General features: G+C 55.2%; 16 protein-coding genes. All 16 read right to left on the bottom strand.

Annotation, left to right across the window (positions count from 1 at the left end; all coding sequences use genetic code 11):
• Window positions 1-10: 10 nt before the first annotated feature.
• The 16 genes from AC11W3_RS19710 to AC11W3_RS19635 all read right to left on the bottom strand — a co-directional run bounded on the left by AC11W3_RS19710 (window position 11) and on the right by AC11W3_RS19635 (window position 17,847).
• Window positions 11-1,072 carry a glycosyltransferase family 4 protein gene (locus AC11W3_RS19710; protein WP_484093605.1) on the bottom strand — a complete coding sequence of 354 codons (1,062 nt, stop codon included), beginning with the start codon at window positions 1,070-1,072 and terminating at the stop codon, window positions 11-13.
• A gap of 13 nt (window positions 1,073-1,085) precedes the next feature.
• The gene (locus tag AC11W3_RS19705) at window positions 1,086-2,231 is read right to left on the bottom strand and encodes a glycosyltransferase family 4 protein (RefSeq protein ID WP_484090737.1); all 1,146 of its coding nucleotides are present in this window, start codon (window positions 2,229-2,231) and stop codon (window positions 1,086-1,088) included.
• Window positions 2,218-3,630, bottom strand: coding sequence for an O-antigen ligase family protein (locus AC11W3_RS19700; RefSeq protein WP_484090738.1), 1,413 nt, complete (start codon window positions 3,628-3,630; stop codon window positions 2,218-2,220). The genes AC11W3_RS19705 and AC11W3_RS19700 overlap by 14 nt, the downstream gene beginning before the upstream one ends.
• A 39-nt stretch (window positions 3,631-3,669) precedes the next feature.
• Complete coding sequence (locus tag AC11W3_RS19695; RefSeq protein ID WP_484093604.1) at window positions 3,670-4,830, bottom strand: glycosyltransferase; 1,161 nt, start codon at window positions 4,828-4,830, stop codon at window positions 3,670-3,672.
• Entirely contained in the window at window positions 4,772-6,259 is a 1,488-nt protein-coding gene (locus AC11W3_RS19690) for an oligosaccharide flippase family protein (RefSeq protein ID WP_484090740.1), read from the bottom strand. The genes AC11W3_RS19695 and AC11W3_RS19690 overlap by 59 nt, the downstream gene beginning before the upstream one ends.
• Before the next feature lie 2 nt (window positions 6,260-6,261).
• Window positions 6,262-7,554 (bottom strand): hypothetical protein, encoded by a 1,293-nt coding sequence (locus tag AC11W3_RS19685; protein WP_484090741.1) that lies wholly within the window; start codon window positions 7,552-7,554, stop codon window positions 6,262-6,264.
• A gap of 37 nt (window positions 7,555-7,591) precedes the next feature.
• On the bottom strand, window positions 7,592-8,713 hold the full coding sequence (gene wecB, locus AC11W3_RS19680; RefSeq protein WP_484090742.1) for a non-hydrolyzing UDP-N-acetylglucosamine 2-epimerase: 1,122 nt from the start codon (window positions 8,711-8,713) through the stop codon (window positions 7,592-7,594).
• 19 nt (window positions 8,714-8,732) lie between these two features.
• A complete protein-coding gene (locus tag AC11W3_RS19675) occupies window positions 8,733-9,770 on the bottom strand; it encodes a DUF354 domain-containing protein (protein WP_484090743.1) in 1,038 nt (345 codons plus the stop codon).
• A 59-nt stretch (window positions 9,771-9,829) separates the two neighbouring features.
• Complete coding sequence (locus AC11W3_RS19670) at window positions 9,830-10,555, bottom strand: P-loop NTPase family protein (protein ID WP_484090744.1); 726 nt, start codon at window positions 10,553-10,555, stop codon at window positions 9,830-9,832.
• A 51-nt stretch (window positions 10,556-10,606) separates the two neighbouring features.
• Window positions 10,607-11,794 (bottom strand): AAA family ATPase, encoded by a 1,188-nt coding sequence (locus AC11W3_RS19665; RefSeq protein ID WP_484090745.1) that lies wholly within the window; start codon window positions 11,792-11,794, stop codon window positions 10,607-10,609.
• A gap of 2 nt (window positions 11,795-11,796) precedes the next feature.
• Window positions 11,797-13,224, bottom strand: coding sequence for a GumC family protein (locus tag AC11W3_RS19660; protein WP_484090746.1), 1,428 nt, complete (start codon window positions 13,222-13,224; stop codon window positions 11,797-11,799).
• 25 nt (window positions 13,225-13,249) lie between these two features.
• Complete coding sequence (locus tag AC11W3_RS19655; RefSeq protein WP_484090747.1) at window positions 13,250-13,930, bottom strand: polysaccharide biosynthesis/export family protein; 681 nt, start codon at window positions 13,928-13,930, stop codon at window positions 13,250-13,252.
• 95 nt (window positions 13,931-14,025) lie between these two features.
• The gene (locus AC11W3_RS19650) at window positions 14,026-15,135 is read right to left on the bottom strand and encodes a DegT/DnrJ/EryC1/StrS family aminotransferase (RefSeq protein ID WP_484090748.1); all 1,110 of its coding nucleotides are present in this window, start codon (window positions 15,133-15,135) and stop codon (window positions 14,026-14,028) included.
• A complete protein-coding gene (locus AC11W3_RS19645) occupies window positions 15,098-15,622 on the bottom strand; it encodes an acyltransferase (RefSeq protein ID WP_484090749.1) in 525 nt (174 codons plus the stop codon). The genes AC11W3_RS19650 and AC11W3_RS19645 overlap by 38 nt, the downstream gene beginning before the upstream one ends.
• Before the next feature lie 44 nt (window positions 15,623-15,666).
• The gene (locus AC11W3_RS19640; protein ID WP_484090750.1) at window positions 15,667-16,689 is read right to left on the bottom strand and encodes a Gfo/Idh/MocA family protein; all 1,023 of its coding nucleotides are present in this window, start codon (window positions 16,687-16,689) and stop codon (window positions 15,667-15,669) included.
• 24 nt (window positions 16,690-16,713) lie between these two features.
• On the bottom strand, window positions 16,714-17,847 hold the full coding sequence (locus AC11W3_RS19635) for a sugar transferase (RefSeq protein ID WP_484093603.1): 1,134 nt from the start codon (window positions 17,845-17,847) through the stop codon (window positions 16,714-16,716).
• Window positions 17,848-17,990 lie beyond the last annotated feature (143 nt).

Below are 17,990 nucleotides of genomic sequence, written 5' to 3'. Positions count from 1 at the left end.
GGCCCCTCCTTCACCGGGACGTAACGTCAGCAAGGATTTTGAAGAACTTGGCCCTGATGACGTCGGCATCGAAGCGGGTATTGACCTCTTCGAAAGCCTTTTCGGAAATCCTCTTCCTTAACTCACCGTCCTTCAACAGGTTCGAGATCTTTTCAGCTAGGTCGTTGGGATCACCGGCCTTCACTACGACCGCATTTTCTCCGTCTACCAAAACCTCCTGCAGGCCCCCTACCGAAGTGGAGACAATGGGAATCCTTGTTGCCATTGCTTCGAGGATTACATTGGGCATCCCCTCGGAGTAGGAAGGCAATACCAGCAAAGAGTGTGTGTAGAGGGCCTGGAGCTTTTCTTCCTGCCCTATCCAGCCGTGAATCTTGATGCGGGACTGGAGATTTTTTGACTCCACATATCGTTGCAGGTCGGCTACTTCCTTTGTTCCGTAAAAGTCGACGTTGACGTCTTCCCCTCGTCCTACCATGAGCTCGATGGAGTCGACCAGGTCATACACCCCTTTGGCCCTTACATACCATCCCAGATAGAGAAGGTTGTTGTCCTGGCGGTGTACGGCTCCATTGCACCGGTACCCTTTGACGTTTATGGCGTTGGGTAATACATATACCGGCTTTTGAGGAAACCGCTCCTGAATGAATTCGGCCATGGACTCTGTCAACACGGCGAATGCTGTCACCCTATGAAGCAAGTAAGACACCAATGCCCTCTTTACGCCTGTCAACTCCTGAAGAAAATCGCGAAAATGAGTGGGATGAACATGCAGCAACACCTTCGCTCTCAGCAATGCACCAGCCGAAAGGAAGATGGCTTTACGATAAAAGCCGTAGCGTGAGGAAGTGTGGACATAAACCACGCTATCGTACAGCGTGAGACACAGGAGATACCTCGAGAAGGCCCTCAGCAAGGCCAGGAGGTTACGATGCGTGACTGAAGTTGTTGGCAGGTATATGACGTCATGCCGGGTGAAAAAACCGCTGTCGTACCAGGTTTTGACCACCCTGGATATGCCGCCCAGATCATCGAGGGCAGGCCCCACCATGACGACCTTTTGCTGTTTCATGACCTACCCCGCCTTATGGTGGCAACATGCTGGTTATCTTGCTTACCCGCTCATCCCACGTATAGTTTTTCAACTCATTTTTGGCACTCGTCGCGAGTCTTGCCCCTATACCGGCCTCCCGTACAAGTCGCTCCACATTTCTCGACAACTGGTAATCATCGCCGGCCGGGCTTATCAGGGCGTTTTTATCGTGCTGCAGTACTTCCATCAGACTCGGCATATCCGTCGCAACGATTGGCCGCTCCGCAGCCATGTACTCGAAGAGCTTCATCGGCGATGTCACGTCGTCTATGTTACCGCCATGGGTATTGGGCAGGGCCAGGACATCGGCAGCTGCTTGATAGACAGGGATTAGACGAGGAGGGCAGTGGCCGGTGAAGATGACGTTGTCCTTGGTGCAAAGCTTCTGCAGTTCCTCGATCTGGCTTTTTTCCCCACCGACCACCACGAATGAGACGTCAGGGATCCTGTTGGCGCATCTCACCAGGACGTCGACCCCCTTGCTCGGCAGCAAACTCCCCGTATATGCAACTATTGGCCTATCTGCCGGTAATCGCAGCTCTTTCCTCGCTTCAGTTTTCGAGATCGCGGAGCAGTAGTGGTCGGGGTTTGCCGCGTCATGCACCACCACCATTTTCCCGGGCTCGATTCCATATCCCTCCCAATGGCTCTTCAATGTGGCGGAAATACAGATCATGCGTGCATTTTCTCTTCTCATGCCTTGCCCGATAATGAATCGGTAGATGAAGGTCTGCACTCTGGAGCGGAACCTGAACTGGTGGCTCTCAAAGAAGCAGCACTTGCCGGTCAAGAAGGCGAGGATTGTGAAAATCCAGGGATCCCTGGAGTAGATGGTATGTTCCTTGGCAAGCCCGAGAACGAGTCCTGCCGACAGCGTGGCGAAGACCATTGCGCACCCAGGCACCGTGCCACGGGCAAAAAGTGGCGGCAACGTGACTCGACGGAATTCGAAAGGATACTGCACCCTGTAGTATTCGAACAATTTGTCGGTAGTGGTGTTGATTTCAGGTGCAACCAGTATGACCTTTGCCCCAGACTTCGCAAAGGCATTGCACATCTCCATGATATTGACGACTGCAGCCGAATGTTTGGACATGTTAATCGAGGTTACAAAGATGATTCCTCTATGGCTCGCCATGGTTCACCACCATCCCTTTGACTTCTGTCCGTACAGCACGTCTCTTCTCCCACGTCATCTCAGCTCCGCCAGGCTGTTTCTCTGTCAGCTTCGAGACGAGGAAACACAAAGCGAACATTATCCAGCAGAGCTGGCTGTAACTTGCGGACCTGGTGAACTCGACTTTGGTTTCGTTGATCAGAAACACCGAGACGAATAAGAGGCAGGCAAAGGTGAGAGGCTTGTCGTTGGTCCGGTCTCCGAGGAAGCTTTTGACCAAAAGAACCGGAGGATACAGCAGGGCCAGGAAGAAAAGGAAGGCTCCGACGACCCCCATCTGGTGCAGTGTCGTCAGAAAAAGGTTGTGAAAGTCGATCCGTAGCATGCTGTGGCCGTACAGGTTGAGTTCGGAATTAACCTGATCCCATATCTCGGGGAAATTCCCCCTGTTGATGGTGTCGAAAATGCTGCCGCCCGATACATAGACGTCTCCCGCCATGGAAAATCTGTCCATGACCTCATCTATGCCCTGCGGATAGACCATGACAAAGATCATCAGAATCCCGGCCAGCGCTGAGATAACCACGGCACCTGCAACCACCTTTCTCCTGAACTGATACAGGACGGACAATGCCAACCCGACAATGAACAGCATTATTCCGGACCTGGTAACGGACAGGAACACGCCATAGGAGAAGATGGCCAGGCATGCAAACCAGCACGGATTTCTGGTGGTTGCTATCTTGTAGATCGCCAACGGGGTCAAGGCTGCCAGCATCTCGGCGTAATACTCGTACCCGAAGACGAAACTCCGGATGCGATCTTGTCCCTCGGGAGCCAATGCTTCTGCCTCTTTTGGATAGAAAAAAGCCACCCAGTCGTTTGTGAAAGGGAGGTACTTGTTCAACATCGAGATCACTACGTGTGCCGCAGTCAGGACTACGAGGAAGCTGAAGAGTTTCTGAATCATAGCCACGGCGGAGGAGCGGTCCTTGAGCCCCAGGTTCTGAACCACGTTCTTTACCACCATGAAAAACAGCAGTGAAGTCGTGAAGGAAAAGTACTGTCTCATGATGGGGCCGATGTCTTCAACCGCCACATCTCCGTACTCAATAGCCAGACCATTAGATACAGCGCCGAGGATAATGAGGGTGTAAAGTAGCCAGTCGTTGTTCCTCACTATCGGGGTACGATCCTTGAGAGACTGTACAACGAACAAGGCATAGGAAACGAGGATCAGGATTCCACCGGTAGTCACCGCATCCCTGCCGAGAAACTGGAGGTTTAAGGGAAAGAATATCGAGACGAGCGTCAGCAGGATCAACTTCGTGCTGTCGATATTGAAGTGATGTACGGTGATCACTGCAACGAGGGTAATCACGATAAAGACTGCGAAGTATACGGCCGTCGAAGATAGCATCTTGAAGTCCTTCCCGCCCCAGGGGCGACAACAGCCTCTTCAGCGATGATCCGTCAGCTGTTCCAGGTACCGGTTGTAGTGCGCGACGTATCTGCTTATACAGAACTTCTCCTGAACCAACGCCTTTCCAGCCTTGACCATGGCTTCCTTCATCGGTCCTGATTCCGGAGACAGGAATAAATCTATGGCTTCTGCCAGGCCTTCGGGATCGTTTCGCTCAACGAGGTAACCCGTTTCCCCGTGGCTGATCACGCCCTCTGTCCCACCCCGGTACCTGGTGCAGATGCAGGGGACACCGAGCCACATGGCCTCGAGAACGACGGTCGGCAGGCCTTCCGACTCCGAGGCAAGCACGAAGAAGGCGCCTCTTTTTAGAAACTTGTAAGGATTCACCTGGTTGCCCAGCAGGAAGACCCTGCCGTCAAGGCCGCTTTTCCCGATCAGTTCCTCAAGATGGCCTCTTTCAGGTCCGTCTCCCAAAATGATTACCGTACACTCCTTTTCAACGCCACGCATTGCCGCCACCAGGTCATCGAACCCCTTTCCTTTGGCCAGACGCCCGATGCTAACGATGACTGCTCCCCTTTCGAAATAGTCATGTTCTACGGGAGTCAACTCTTCGGCGGACATGTCCAGGATCTTCGATGTATCAATGGCGTTTTCAATGACGGAAATCCTCTCCCCTGAAATCTGCAGATTCTCTATCAGGCTGTTTCTGACGCTGCACGAGACGGCAAGAAGGCCGTCAGCCCTGTGAAAGAAAGCCCTGTGCGCCCTCCAGAGCAACCCCCTCGCGATGTAGCCGGGGAAGACACAGAGAGTCTTTATCCCTGTCAGGGCTCCCGCTATTACAGCCAGCCAGTGGAATTTTCCGTGAAAGCTGATCAGGACATCCGGATGCTCCCTTTTCAGAACTTTCACCATCCGCAGCAACAGGCGAAGCTGAAGCCGGTGTCGATACGGCGTCTGCAGGTCCAGAACGGAAACGCCATGGTCAATGAAATCGAGGAAAGCCCCTTTTGGCTCGCAAAGCATGAGAGTCACCTGGTGGGAAGCCGCGAGTCCGTTCACCAGGTAATAGAGTTGCCTTTCCACTCCTCCCGGCAGCATGAAGTGGTGTATGAAGTGGATTTTTTTAATGTTAGTCGCCGGTCGATGCATATGCCTTCCTGGTCCACTTCCTGATAAATCCTTTAGCACTGGACATCTCCGCCTCGTCGATCTCTCTGGACAGCCTCAGCATTATCATGTACAGAGCAACAGAAAGAACTGCCATCACAACCTTCAATAGCACAGTGGATACCGGCAACAGCAGTCCGAACCCGTAGACGGCTAGTATCGCCGAGGCGGTTATCCTGAGTGACGACTTCAGCGGGAAGTCCCATCTAAAAATCTTCCTGGCTGACAAAACGATCAGGAGCAAATAAAGGATGTAGGAGGCAAGCGTGGCAATACCGGCGCCGAGTATGCCGACTCGTGGCACCAGCAGGATGTTCAGTAGTATGTTTGCCCCTCCCGAAACGAGAACCACGCTCATCAAGGTCTTGGTCCTTTCCATCGCCAGGATACCGAGCTGGTACTTGTATGCCAGCCCGACGGCTATAACGCTTGCTGCCACATAAGGCACTATGGCTGAACCGACTGCGTATTTACTGGCAACCATCAGCGACAGGACCTCCTTGCGGTAAAAGCACAGCAACGCGGTAAGCGGTACTATCACCATCAGAAAAAGCCTCGTCTCGCAGCTGACAAATCGCGCCAAGGCCTCCTTGCCTTCCTTGGCAAAGATCTTCATCCCCAAAGGCTCTTCCATCATGAAAAAAATATTGACCACCAGGAAGAGTGAGTTCCAGGCAATGTTATAACAGGCGGAGTACACCCCAACCTCGTAACTGTTCAGCATCATCTTGATGACATAGCGGTCCGACAGGTCCAGTATCCAGACGCCCATGCTGCTAATCGTTAGTGGCACGCCATAGGTGGTGAATCTTTTTACCAGTCCGGAATCGATGTGCAGACGCATGCGGAAGATCCCCGAAATCGAGGTCCTCCACAAAAAAGGGAACAAAATCAGGTAAACGGCAACATTGGCAATCAGGACGGACTCGATACTCATTCCCAGAAAGATGATAAGTGCAAGACTCAATGCAAAGGAAGCGACTGACGAGGACATGACAAAGATAGACACGAGATTGATCTTTCTTTCCATCCGCAGAACATTGGTCAAGGTGTGATAAAAGAGCGACACCACGAATAGGGCGAGACCAATCTTGAACAGGTTCTTCAGCTCTGGTGTCATGTCGAACACTGCAAGCAGAAGGAGCGCTGGCACTGTGAAGAGAAGTCCCACCACGGCATTCAGGTTGATGATGGTACTCAGGATCGCCCCGAGCTCATTTCGTTTTGCGTATTCATTGTAGTATCTTGTCAGAGAACAGCCGATCCAGCCGCTGGCTTTATCAAGGAGGGTATTGGAAACCCTGACGATATTGAAATCACCATAGACCGAGGGATTAAAGAGCCTGGTGTAAACTGGCACCGATAGAAAAGCAAGCAGAGCAGGCACTATGATCTGCGGGACGTACCGGAGCAGATCGCTCAGGATGCTGGACTTGTGATCTTCGAGCATAGCTAGTCGCCAGAGTCCGACTTCAGGTCTGAGTGCTGGTTAGCCTGGTGTCTGTGCGACACCTCATCCGCCTCATCATGGATAGCAGGCATTTCACTGCAGCTAACGCCGGCGGTGGCACCCAAGTAAGTGGCCAGGGCAAGAAGCATCCATGCCTGCGACCACCTCATGTAGGAGTTCCTGTTGGTAACCAGAGGCAGGATCTGGTAGTAGAAGTAGCCTTTTTTGTTCCACATGTTCGTGGTGGCCCATTCGATGACGCGCCTGGCCACCTCCACATTTTCCGGGTGAAGATGCTTCAGAGTGACCAGGGTGATGATGCTCTGGGCGACACAGTGGGTGTCGATAGGGTAGGTCCTGTTGTGGAAATAGCGGACAGCACCATCCTCCCTGAAAAAGTGCCGCCGATAGAAGGCAAATCCGCGCCTCACAGCGGGCTCGAACTCGGACGTTGGGAGGCAGGTGCAGATATTGTGCAAAGCGCATAGGTTGTAGCCGGTGTGGAAGTTATCGATCCACTGCTGCTTGCTACCTTCTCCGTAGTGCCATGAGCCGTCGGGTTGCTGTCGAGAGGCCGAGTACCTGGCGGCGTCCAGAGCGGGTTTCAGGAATTGACGATCAACGGATAGGCCATTGATCCTGCAAAGGAAGGCCGCTGCCAAGAAGTTGGCGTTGTGCACACGGGTCTGCAGTCCAGGGACCGGATAGCTGAAGCCTGCACTGCCGTCGCGCTCGCTCCAATAAAGCTGGTCGACCAGGTAATGGGCGGCGCTGAGTGCCATTTCCAGGCAGCGCTCATCACCGTACGCGTCATAGACCTGAAGCAGCGCGTCGGCCACGAAGACCGTCGAAACCAGGTTGGGTGCCCCCTTAGGAACCAGGACCGTTCTGGTCTGCCAGGGGAAATTGTACCCCCAGCACCAGTAACGGGTCCCGGGGGAGCGAAGGGCGATGAGCCTCTCGATCATCAATGGAACCACGCCTTCGGCTTCCGCGCATCCGTGCCTGGCGAGTTCCAGAGAGGCGGACAGGAAAAGCGCTGCGGCCTTTGCGTTTGCTTCTTCTGCGATCAGGAGGAGCGGGCGGATGTTGAGAGGTAGCCGCTTGAGAAATTGCAGGTAGGCAATTCTGCAGATTCTTGAATACTTGAAGGGGGTAACGTTGAAGAGCCGGCTGTTAAGGGCATCATAGGGATCATTGCCGGACCAGTCGTTTTCCCGGCAGTAGGCGAGAAGCCCCTCAGCATGTTTCCTGATCCTGCCGGCGCCAAGGCAGCCACTACCCACCTCTGTCATAGAAGTCCCCGCAATTTCAGCGATAGCAGCCCCGCCTTCAGGCCCGAGTGTTGGGGCCCCTCGCACCCGAGTCAATAGCCATGGCACGCACGATAGCGACTACCCGCTCCGCTGTTTTCCCGTCCCAAAGCTCCAACTCTTTTCGCCGGGGAGCCTGACCCGAAAGGACCTCTTTGATCTTTTCCTTCAACTGGCCCAGACGGCACAACTGGTTGGTGCCATGGGTGATGGTAATGGGCCTTTCGGTATTCTCCCGCAGGGTGAGGCAAGGAACACCTATATAGCTGGTCTCTTCCTGGATACCGCCCGAATCCGTTATCACCAGGCGACTGTTAAACACCAGGTTCATGAAGCGGAGGTAGCTCAAAGGTTCAGGTAGTAAGAGTCTCCCCGTTTGCTCGACTCCGGAAAGGAGCGCCATCGCCCCTATCCTCTGCCTGGTTCTAGGATGGACCGGGAATACCAGGGGAATCTTATCTGCGATTTCCCGGAGGGTGACACAGATCTCGGAAAGGACGGTCGGGTCGTCAACATTGGATGGGCGATGGAGGGTGACGACTCCGTAGCTACCGGCCTCCAGCCCGAAATCCAGATACGCCTGCTGACGCTCGATCGGTTCCCTCAGCATCTCCAGCGAGTCGATCATGATGTTGCCAACCATGCTGATCTTGTGGGGCGCCACCCCCTCCTTGAACAGGTTTTCATCGGCATCACGAGAGGGTGTCCAAAGCATATCCGCCAGGGCATCGGTAACAAGGCGGTTGATCTCCTCAGGCATGGTCCGGTCGAAGGACCTCAGCCCGGCCTCCAGGTGCGCCACAGCTATGCCAAGCTTCACGGCAGTTATTGTGGCCGCCATGGTCGAATTGACGTCACCGACCACCACGACCAGATCCGGCCTCTCGCTGTTCAGCACCTGCTCATAACAGATCATGACTTTCCCGGTCTGCTCGGCATGGGAGCCACTGCCTACCCCCAGATTGACCTGCGGTGCCGGCAGCCCGAGATCGTCGAAGAAAGCACCGGACATGTTGTGATCGTAGTGCTGGCCGGTGTGAACGATCACCGGCACGGCCCAACTCTCCTTTTTCAATGCGCGATAAAGGGGGGCAATCTTGACGAAGTTGGGCCTGGCCGCACATATGAGGTGGATCAGCATGGGGCTTCGCTCCCTTGGGTCACACCGACTCCGTCACCTCGACGATTTTTCCCACAATTCCGTCAAGAGCGCGGCTGGAATTGGGGCACGCCTGCCGCTCCTTGTCACGCCTTGACAGAACCAGCTTGGTCTGGAAATCATCGGGACTTTCCAGGAGGACCAGCCTCCCGCTTTCGGCGAGATACCTGTCGACCGCCCCGATCTGACTACGGAAGATGCTGTAAACCGGAACCCCGAGTGCGGCAGCTTCACGGTTCATAGTCCCGCCGCCACTGACGACCAGATCGGAGAACCAGATAAGATTCAAGCCGTCCATAGCACGGTCAGGGATGATGATCTTTCTTTGCTGGATCAGATCAGGCCAGGATGCCCTGGCATACTCCTCCTGTTTTTTGTTCCGGGGCAGCAAGACCATCCTGACCTCTGGCTTTTCGGCCAGGTAGCCCATCAGCGCAACGTAAAGGTCCTGGCTTTTGTAGCTGTGGTAGTGGGCTTCATCGGCCGGCGGGCGGATCGTTATCAGCACAGCATCGGGTGCGATACAGAGATCATCCTGGATGGCGGGATCGGGGGTGAACCCGGGGACATAGACGTCCTCCTTTATCCCTGGATACTTGTATATCGCGGCCTTCCAGCGGGCAAGGATGCTGTCCGGTATGACCTCAGGGACCATGACCAGTGAGGGGTGCAGGCAGACCAGCCCCTTGGCGTATTCGTAGTCGTAAATCATCACCGAAGGTATTCCCAGGATGGCAGCGGCAAGGAGCTGTGTCCTCGAGCCGTGAGATACCGCCAGGGCTGGCTTCTCCTGGCGCATCACGAGGGCTAGCTGCAGGGCCCTGACCATCGACCCAACCACCTTCATCAGCTTGCTCTTGCCGTAATGGCGCCCGATGCGCTGATACTTCAAGTGGAAGTAGTCAGCCAGGTCGTAGACCTGGAAGGCATCGCGGGCAGTTATCTTCAGCTGGTACCCTCGCTCGTTAAGCTGGTCGATTATCGGCCTAAAAAACGGGATGTGGGGGGTGTTGTCCAAGTCGATCCAGATCTTTTTCATGTCTAACCCGCAAGTGATTACCCGCAGCAGAGTAAGGGGGGTGAGAGCAGGTTTGGTGGTCATAGCTTGTGGTACAAGAAACGGGGTATATGATACCGGCGCCTGTTAAGGACTGCGCCTATGACTATCCCACCGTTATCGGAAATCCTTCTGACCAGATTTCTGACCACGCGGCGCGGCGTCTTGTCAGCTTCTATTACCACGACTACGCCGTCGACGTTGCGCGAGACGGCAATGCTTTCCGCGCTGTTGGCATCCGATGACGAGTCGATCAGTATGAGATCGAACCTCTCCTTAAGCTTGGTCCAGAGCTCGGCAGTCGCCGACAGACCTTTCAGGGGCGTCACCAGCGAAGCCTTGAAGGAAATGGGGGCAAAGAAAAGGTTGGTGTCACCAAACCGGAAGAGCGCCTTTTCATCCAACTCCCCCTTCTCCAGCAGGTCGAGCCACCCGAACTCGCAGGTAACGTTGAAGTTGATCTTCCGGGCGGGATCCTGGTATGCAGAGTCCAGCACCAGGACGGATTTTCCGTAGCGCTCGACGGCAGTCTTCGCGAATTGCCGCACGATGGTGGAGACGCCTTCTCCCCGGCGGGAACTGATGAACTGGATCAGCTTGTTGCTGCTCTCCGGGAGCATGGTCTCCACTTGCTGGTGCAATGAGGCCATTTCATCATCGAGGGCTAGTGCCCGGGTGGTATGCGCCGGCATGGCGATTTGAGGGGTGACGCCAGGCTTCGCTCTCTCGCGGGAAGACTGTTTCAAGGCTTCATATATGTTGCTCATCGCCATCTCCTGTTGCTACAACGGCCGACCGCTGGCCCCTACCATGTCTTGTCATTGAGGGAGCTCTTTCTTGTTGACCGGGAAAGCAATCCTCCCCCCTTCGATTATGACATTTTCATCATTGATATGAGGGTTCGCCTTCTTCACCAGCCTGATCATCCTGGGATCGACCTTGCCGTAGACGTCCACGATTAGTTTTGCCAGAGTATCCCCCTTCACAACCACCTTGTGGACGTATGCGGTTTCCGCGGCAGAGCTGGTTTGGCTCGATGCGGTCTTTGGCGCGCCCCCCTCTCGATCCGGAATCTTCATCACCTGCGCAGGCAGCATCCGTGCCCCTAGCGGGGCCGGTTTGCCAAGGCGTAGGTAGCCGCCAACGGCTACTGCGACCACGACAAGAAGGCACACAGCAGACTTGACATACAAAGGTCTCTGGATGCTGAAATCCCGCGTTATCTCCCGAACAACCCTGAGGTCCACCTTTTTCTTACCGTATCCGAAGGCGGTAATAAGGCAGTTGTCGCAGAGGACGTTGATCACCCTCGGTATCCCCTTGGCGGTTCTGATGATCTGGTTCAAGGCACACTTGGTGAAGATGTCTGATTCTTTTTCCGCAGCCGTTTTCAACCGGTGCTCAATGTAGGTCCGGCTCTCAGCAGCCGTCAGCGGTGAAATGACAGCCTTCACCGCCACCCTCTGCTTGAGCTGTTTCAATTCTTCCAGGTTAAGGGTCTTTTCGAACTCGGACTGGGCGCTGAATACGATCTGTATCAGCTTCTCCGTAGCGGTCTCCAGATTCGAAAGCATGCGCAGGTTTTCCAGTGTGTCTATCGGCATGTTCTGCGCCTCGTCGATGAGCAGCAGGACGTTGCGCCCCTGCTTGTACTCCTCAATCAGGGCCTCGTAAATCTGATTCACCATCTCGAAGATACCGTCGGATTGCGGCACTATCCCCAGTTCTCTCAGGATATATTTCAAAAGGTTCTGGTAGGAGATATTCGAATTAAAGAGGTATATCGCTCTCAGCTTTTCTTTTTCTGCCTTCTCGAGGTATGCCCTGAGGATTGTGGTTTTTCCAACCCCCACAGCACCTACTATCAGCACAAACCCTTTCTTTTTCTCCACGCCGTACATTATGGAGGCCAGCGCCTCTCTGTGACCGGGGCTGAGAAAGAGAAAGGCCGGATCAGGAGTAATCTGGAATGGCTCCTTGCTCAGGTTGTAAAAGTTAAGGTACATGGCTAGGCCTCTTTATCGGGAATTGTTAACAGCACAGGCATTCCCAGCTGCCTTTCGACGGTTTCCGGATCCGAAAAAGTCTGCCCCATGTTTTCCGCGATGTAGGCACAGCTAAGCCCCGAAACGATGCCAAGCAAGAAACCGAGTACCAGGTTAAGCAAGACCTTCGGTTTTACAGGTTTAGCAGGGACGAATGCAGGTTGAATTACGGTTACGTTCGATAGCTTAAGCAGGTTCATCGCATCGGAGAGGCGCGCTTCCTCGTAGCGATCGGCGTAGGCCCGGTAATTCTTTTCATTCATGGCAAGCTCGCGTTTGAGGTTCTGGATGGTGCTCTCGCTCATGGCAAGCTTGCTGATTTCATCGTCCAGTCGTCCAAGCTGTTCTTTCAAGGCCTGAGCTCTCGCAGTCTGGGAGCTCAACTCAGCCTCGGCACGGTATAGATCCGTTTCCATGTTCTGGTAGACCGGGTTTCCTGTCTTCACCTTTCCAGCTATCCCCTCTTCCTGTTCTTTCAGATAGCGGTTGACCAGCTCGACCTCCCTCTTCGCATCGACCACCAGCCTATTGCTGTCGGTGTACTTTCTGCGCAGTTCCTGCTCCTTGAGCTGGAGTTCCAGCAGTTTGGCCTTGGCATCCGTTATGATTCTATCCCGTTCGTTGGGTGTGTATCTTGCAGGGTTGCGTACCAAGTTCTTCATCTGAGAGTTCAGGGAAGCGATTCTCTTCCTGAGCTCGTTGATGTTGTCGAAGGCTATCTTGTAGGCGGAGTCAAAGTCACTGCGCTGTTTAAGGAGCAGGCTCCTCTGCTCTTCCAGGGAGAACGCCTTGTTTTGTTGCTGATACTGTTGCAGGTCATTCTCGGAGTCTTTCAGCTTGCTCTCGAAGCTGGCTAGCTGACTGCTGATGAAGGATGATTGCGGAGCGGAATGCAATGCCAGATGCTTGTCCTTGAAAGCCTCCACCAAGCCGTTCACGGCTCGCGCCGCCACGTCGGGGTTGTTGTGCTGGAACGACACGGCGATGACGTTGGACTTGCGCACCCCGATAACCCTCAGAGCTCGTGAGAACCTCTGCACAGCCTGATCACGGACGGTCCTGTCGTAGGGCTTTCTTGCCAGGTCCGGGTAGATGGTCGCCAGTTGCATTGTTGTGATCACTTTTTCTGCGAGATCCTGGCCTGTGAGGATTTGTATCTCCGTACTTATCAGCTCGTCCTGGCTCACGGTAACCGAGAAGTTGCTGCGCTCGGCGTTAATGCCGGGCCGCGACGAGTCGTCCTTCGACACTTTTATCAACACGGTCGATTTAGCCTCGAAGACGGGTTTCTGGAGAAGGGTACAGCTGGTCACCGACACAACCACGCCTAAAAAGACCAGCAGTATCTTCGTCTTATGCTTGAATATGGTGGTAAGCAGTTCTATTAACATAGGTTTATGTGTGCTGGTTGTCTGATCACAAGCTATAGCCGAGACCGAGCGGCACCGGGACGTTCTTCCTCAGGTACTGATCGACCCAGGTGTTGACATTGGAAATGGTGGACTTGGGGACATAGACTATATCGCTGGGGATGAGCAGGATATCCTGCGAAAGATCGCCACGGGTCAGAGCACTCTCAAGGTCCACTTTCAATACAGTAACTTTTTTGTCTTCCCCCCTACGGAGAACCAGCACACCGTCACTCCTGGCCGTTTCTTTCATCCCGCCGGCCTGTGCTATCGATTGCAGCACAGTGGTGGGGCCGGCCAGACTCACCAATCCGGGCCTGGAAACTTCCCCATCGACATAGACCTTGTCAGCCACCGAGGCTCTCACGATGACTGCTACTTTGGGATTGGAGAGTTCCCCGGCGTAAGCCTTGGTCAGGATAGAGGTCAGTTCAGCCGGGGTGAGTCCCGCAGCAACGACATCATTGACCAGTTGGAGGGTGATGCGACCGTCGGACCGCACCGTCAACTGCTCGTTCAGCTCGGGGTTGTAAAAGAATTTGACGTCGAGCTGGTCCCCCGGCTGTATTCTGTATTCCTGGGGAGGACGTGGTGCAGAGTAGGCCTTGGTGGCTGTCCCGGTTGCCGAAGATGAGCAGCCTGACATCAGGATCAAAGCTAAAAGCCATACCGTCTTGAACAGTTTCATAACCGTGTCCTTCCCTCGCATGCCCGCGGCCACTCGACCGGCCACCAAAACGCTTGAAAGATGACTCATACAGCTTTTCTTGTACCACCTTCCGATTAAAAGTCCACTTGCAGGGAGCGCAGTTCCTGCGCCACATGGGCGACCTGCTCCTCGGTCAACTCCGGAAACATAGGAAGGGAGATAAACTCCTCCGCACACCGTTCGGCAACAGGGAAATCTCCGGCGCCCTGCTTGCGGAAAGCGTAAGCGCGTTGCAGATGGATCGGCACCGGGTAGTGAACTCCACAGGAGATTCCTCTGGCGACGAGGGCATCGAACACCATCTGCCGCTTCCCAGACCTGATAGCATAGATGTGGTAAACGTGATGGGCGTAGGGCATCTCTACTGGCGTTCTGACCGACGGAAAGCCCCGCAGCAGCTCCGCGTAGCTCGCGGCGTGTTCCCTGCGAGCTGCGTTCCACTTGTCCAGATACTTCAGCTTCACGCCCAGGACTGCAGCCTGGATGCCATCCATGCGGCCGTTTATCCCCACCATCTCATGGTAGTACTTGCGCGACTGCCCATGGTCGCGCAGCATTCTGATCTTCTCCGCCAGGGAGGCATTGCTGGTAACGACGCAACCAGCCTCTCCGTAGGCGCCGAGGTTCTTGCCGGGGTAGAAGCTGAAGCACCCCGCCTCGCCGATGGAGCCCGCCGGTCTGCCTTTGTATTTCGCCCCGTGAGCCTGGCACGCGTCTTCCAGCACCGGTATCGCATGCTTTCTTGCCACCTCCATGATTGGGTCCATGTCCGCCATCTGCCCAAAGAGGTGAACAGGGATGATCACCTTGGTGCGCGGCGTGATGGCCTGCTCAAGAAGCGAAGGGTCAAGGGTGAAGCTTCCCTCCTGCACGTCAACAAAGACAGGGTCGGCCCCGCAAAGAGAGATGGCCTCGGCGGTGGCAATGAAGCTGTTGGGGGCGGTAATCACCTCATCGCCCGCATTCACACCCATTGCCACAAGGGCAAGCCACAACGCGTCGGTCCCGCTGCCGACCCCGACCGCATGGCGACATCCGCAATACGAGGCGAACTCCTCCTCGAAGCGCTCGACGAAAGGCCCCCCGGAGAAGGCGCAGCTTTGCAGCACCTCCCTTATGGACTGATCCACATCCTGGGCGATGACATCATACTGGGCTCTGAGGTTGAGAAACGGCACTTTCATCGCTGCTCTCCTTGTCTATGGTGCGCAGGATGCGCGCTGGATTCCCGGCCACCACGGAGAATGCCGGGACGTCCTTGGTGACCACGCTTCCCGCCCCGACTATCGCCTGTTCCCCCACGGTGATTCCACACAGCAGGGTCGAGCTGGATCCTATAGACGCTCCCTCTTTGACCAAGGTCTTGACGCAGTTCCAGTCGGCTTCAGTCTTCAAGCTCCCGCCCGGTGTGGTAGCCCTGGGGTAAAGATCGTTTATGAAGGTTACGTTGTGACCGATGAAGACGTTGTCCTCGATCACCACCCCCTCGCAGATGAAGGTATGGCTGGAGATTTTGCAGTTTTTGCCGATCGAGGCATTCTTCTGCACCTCCACGAAGGCGCCGACCTTGGTATTGTCTCCGATGCTGCAGCCATACAGGTTGATGAACCTACCCAACCGCACGTTTTCTCCAAGCTTGACGTCATCCGCAACAGCCATGAAGTCATCCATTTCGAGTCCCCTCCCGATGGCGCTATCTAGTATGCCGCTTCGGCCTACAACCGGACCAGTGCCCCTCCGAGCTTCATCGAGCTGATGATAGCCTCCAGCATGCGTACCACCCGCAGCCCCGCCCGCCCGTCGTTGTCAGGGGTCAGGTCGTTGTTGATGCAGTTCACGAAATGGGCCGCCTCCCCCCTCAGCGCCTCGACCTGGCTAACCTTGGGAGCCCACATATCGCCGCTGCGATAGCTTACCCTGCGACCGTGGGCTGTTTCCAGCGACTCCTCTTCCAGTCCCTCGAGCCCGTCCACACCCTTGTCATAGACGCGGATCTTTTCATCGCTCACCAGGTCGTTCCAGACCAGCATCTTCTTCTGCCCGCCGATCAGGGTGGTCCGTATCTTCACCGGAGAAAGCCAGTTCACGTTTAGATGGGCTATGACGTTGTCGGGGAAGTAGACCGTGATGTAGGCGACATCCTCCAGGTCGTTGTGAAAGTGCGCCATCCCCGTCGCCATCACGCCCAGCGGATCCTTCTTGATCAGGTGGTCCATGATGGACAGGTCATGAGGGGCCAGATCCCAGACCACGTTCACGTCCTTTTGGAAAAGGCCCAGGTTGACTCTGATGGAATCGAAGTAGTACAGATCTCCCAGCACCCCCTGATCTATGAGCTCCTTGATCTTCTGCACCGCCCCGGTGAAGAGAAAGGTGTGATCGACCATGATCTTCAGCCTCTTCTTCTCCGCCAGTTCGATCAGTTGCTCTGCCTGGGCCACCGAAGCTGTGAACGGCTTTTCGATGAAGATGTGTTTCCCGTTGGAAAGGGCGCTCTTGGCTAGGTCGAAATGCGAGGAGACGGGAGTGACGATGGCGATGGCGTCGACGTCGGGGGCGGTGAGGATCTCCATGCTGTCCCGTGAGGTGCGGATGCCGGGAAACTTCTGCTCCGCGCGGAGCAGCGAGGCCTCGTCAGCGTCACTGACGGCAACTACCTGCGCACCTTGCGCCTCGTGCAGATTTCTCGCCACATTAGGTCCCCAATAACCGTATCCGATCACTCCGATATTGATCATGTCGATGCTCCCACTCGTACCGCGCTAGTAGGCTCCCTTGCATTTAAGGACCGCCAGCGGCGTCCGCAGCAAGATCTTCAGATCCAGCATAATAGACCAGCGCTGGAGATACCTCAGATCCAGCCGGACCATCTCTTCAAAAGTCGTGCTGCTTCTGCCAGTGACCTGCCACAGCCCCGTTATGCCTGGCCGCATCCCCACAAGGCGGTTTCGCTGCCACCCCCGGTAATGCTCCAGTTCGTACTTGATCGGGGGACGTGGACCGACCAGGGACATGTCGCCCTTAAGGACATTGATGAACTGGGGCAGCTCGTCGAGGCTGTACTTCCTTATGTACCTCCCGACCGGCGTCACCCTCGGGTCCCCCTGTATTTTGAAGACCTGCTGATCGCTGCCGTTTCCCGTGATGGCCCCGGTAATGAGCTGCTTCACGTATTCTCGGTGGATCACGTCGTCGTTGTCGAGATACATCGAGCGGAACTTGAGAAGCTGGAATTTGCGGCCGTTACGGCCTACGCGCTCCTGGTGGAAGAAAACAGGACCCTTGGAGCCAACCTTGATAAGAACCGGTAAGAGGGCGAAGAAGGGAGAAAACAGGATGAGGCCCGCTATACTCCCCGCGATGTCAAGGGCGCGTTTCATGATCTCCCCATTCATCCTGCGGCCATTGTCGAGCTCAGGGTAGAAGCTCAGATCGAAGGTATCGCCGTCACCTCCGAAATCCGGATAGATGCGGAAGCTGATCCCGATGCGGTTGGCCATGTCGTCTTTGAGGATACCGGCAAGCTTGTCCCTGGTCTTCTTCGTCACGACCCTCTTCGCTACCTCTACCTTTTCCGGCTCCACCTCGGTAAGTATCACCCCTATGAGCGCTTCGGTCAGAAGGCCGCAGATATCAGTCCCCCTGAAACAGGCGTTGATCCCGTCTCCTAACGAGTCGGTGAGGTGTGCGGAGCTGTCGGGGGTGACCAGCCTTTCTGCGTCGAGGACCATGACTAGGAGGGGCTTGTGGGACCTCTCCGCCCGGCGTCTTTCCTGGATCAGCTTTTGCCGGAAGTAGGGAATCGGATAGAGTCCATGCACGGGGGAAGCCAAGGCTCTCACGCCGTCCCGCCTGTGCCAGCTGAACTTGCGCAGCCACGATCTATTTTTCCACACGGCTTGGCTCATTTTCGTCCCGATTGCCATGGACCTAAAGGAGCCGATCTGGCCTCCGGTCCTGCAATACGTACTACCTCCTTTATTACAAGAGAAAAACCGCACTTTGATTGTGACAGGTGAAGAGATTGATCGAGACAGTT

The sequence above is a fragment of the Geomonas sp. genome, from assembly GCF_056994735.1.
The sequence above is the reverse complement of the archived record's forward strand: the minus strand, read 5'-3'. Positions and strand labels throughout refer to the sequence as shown.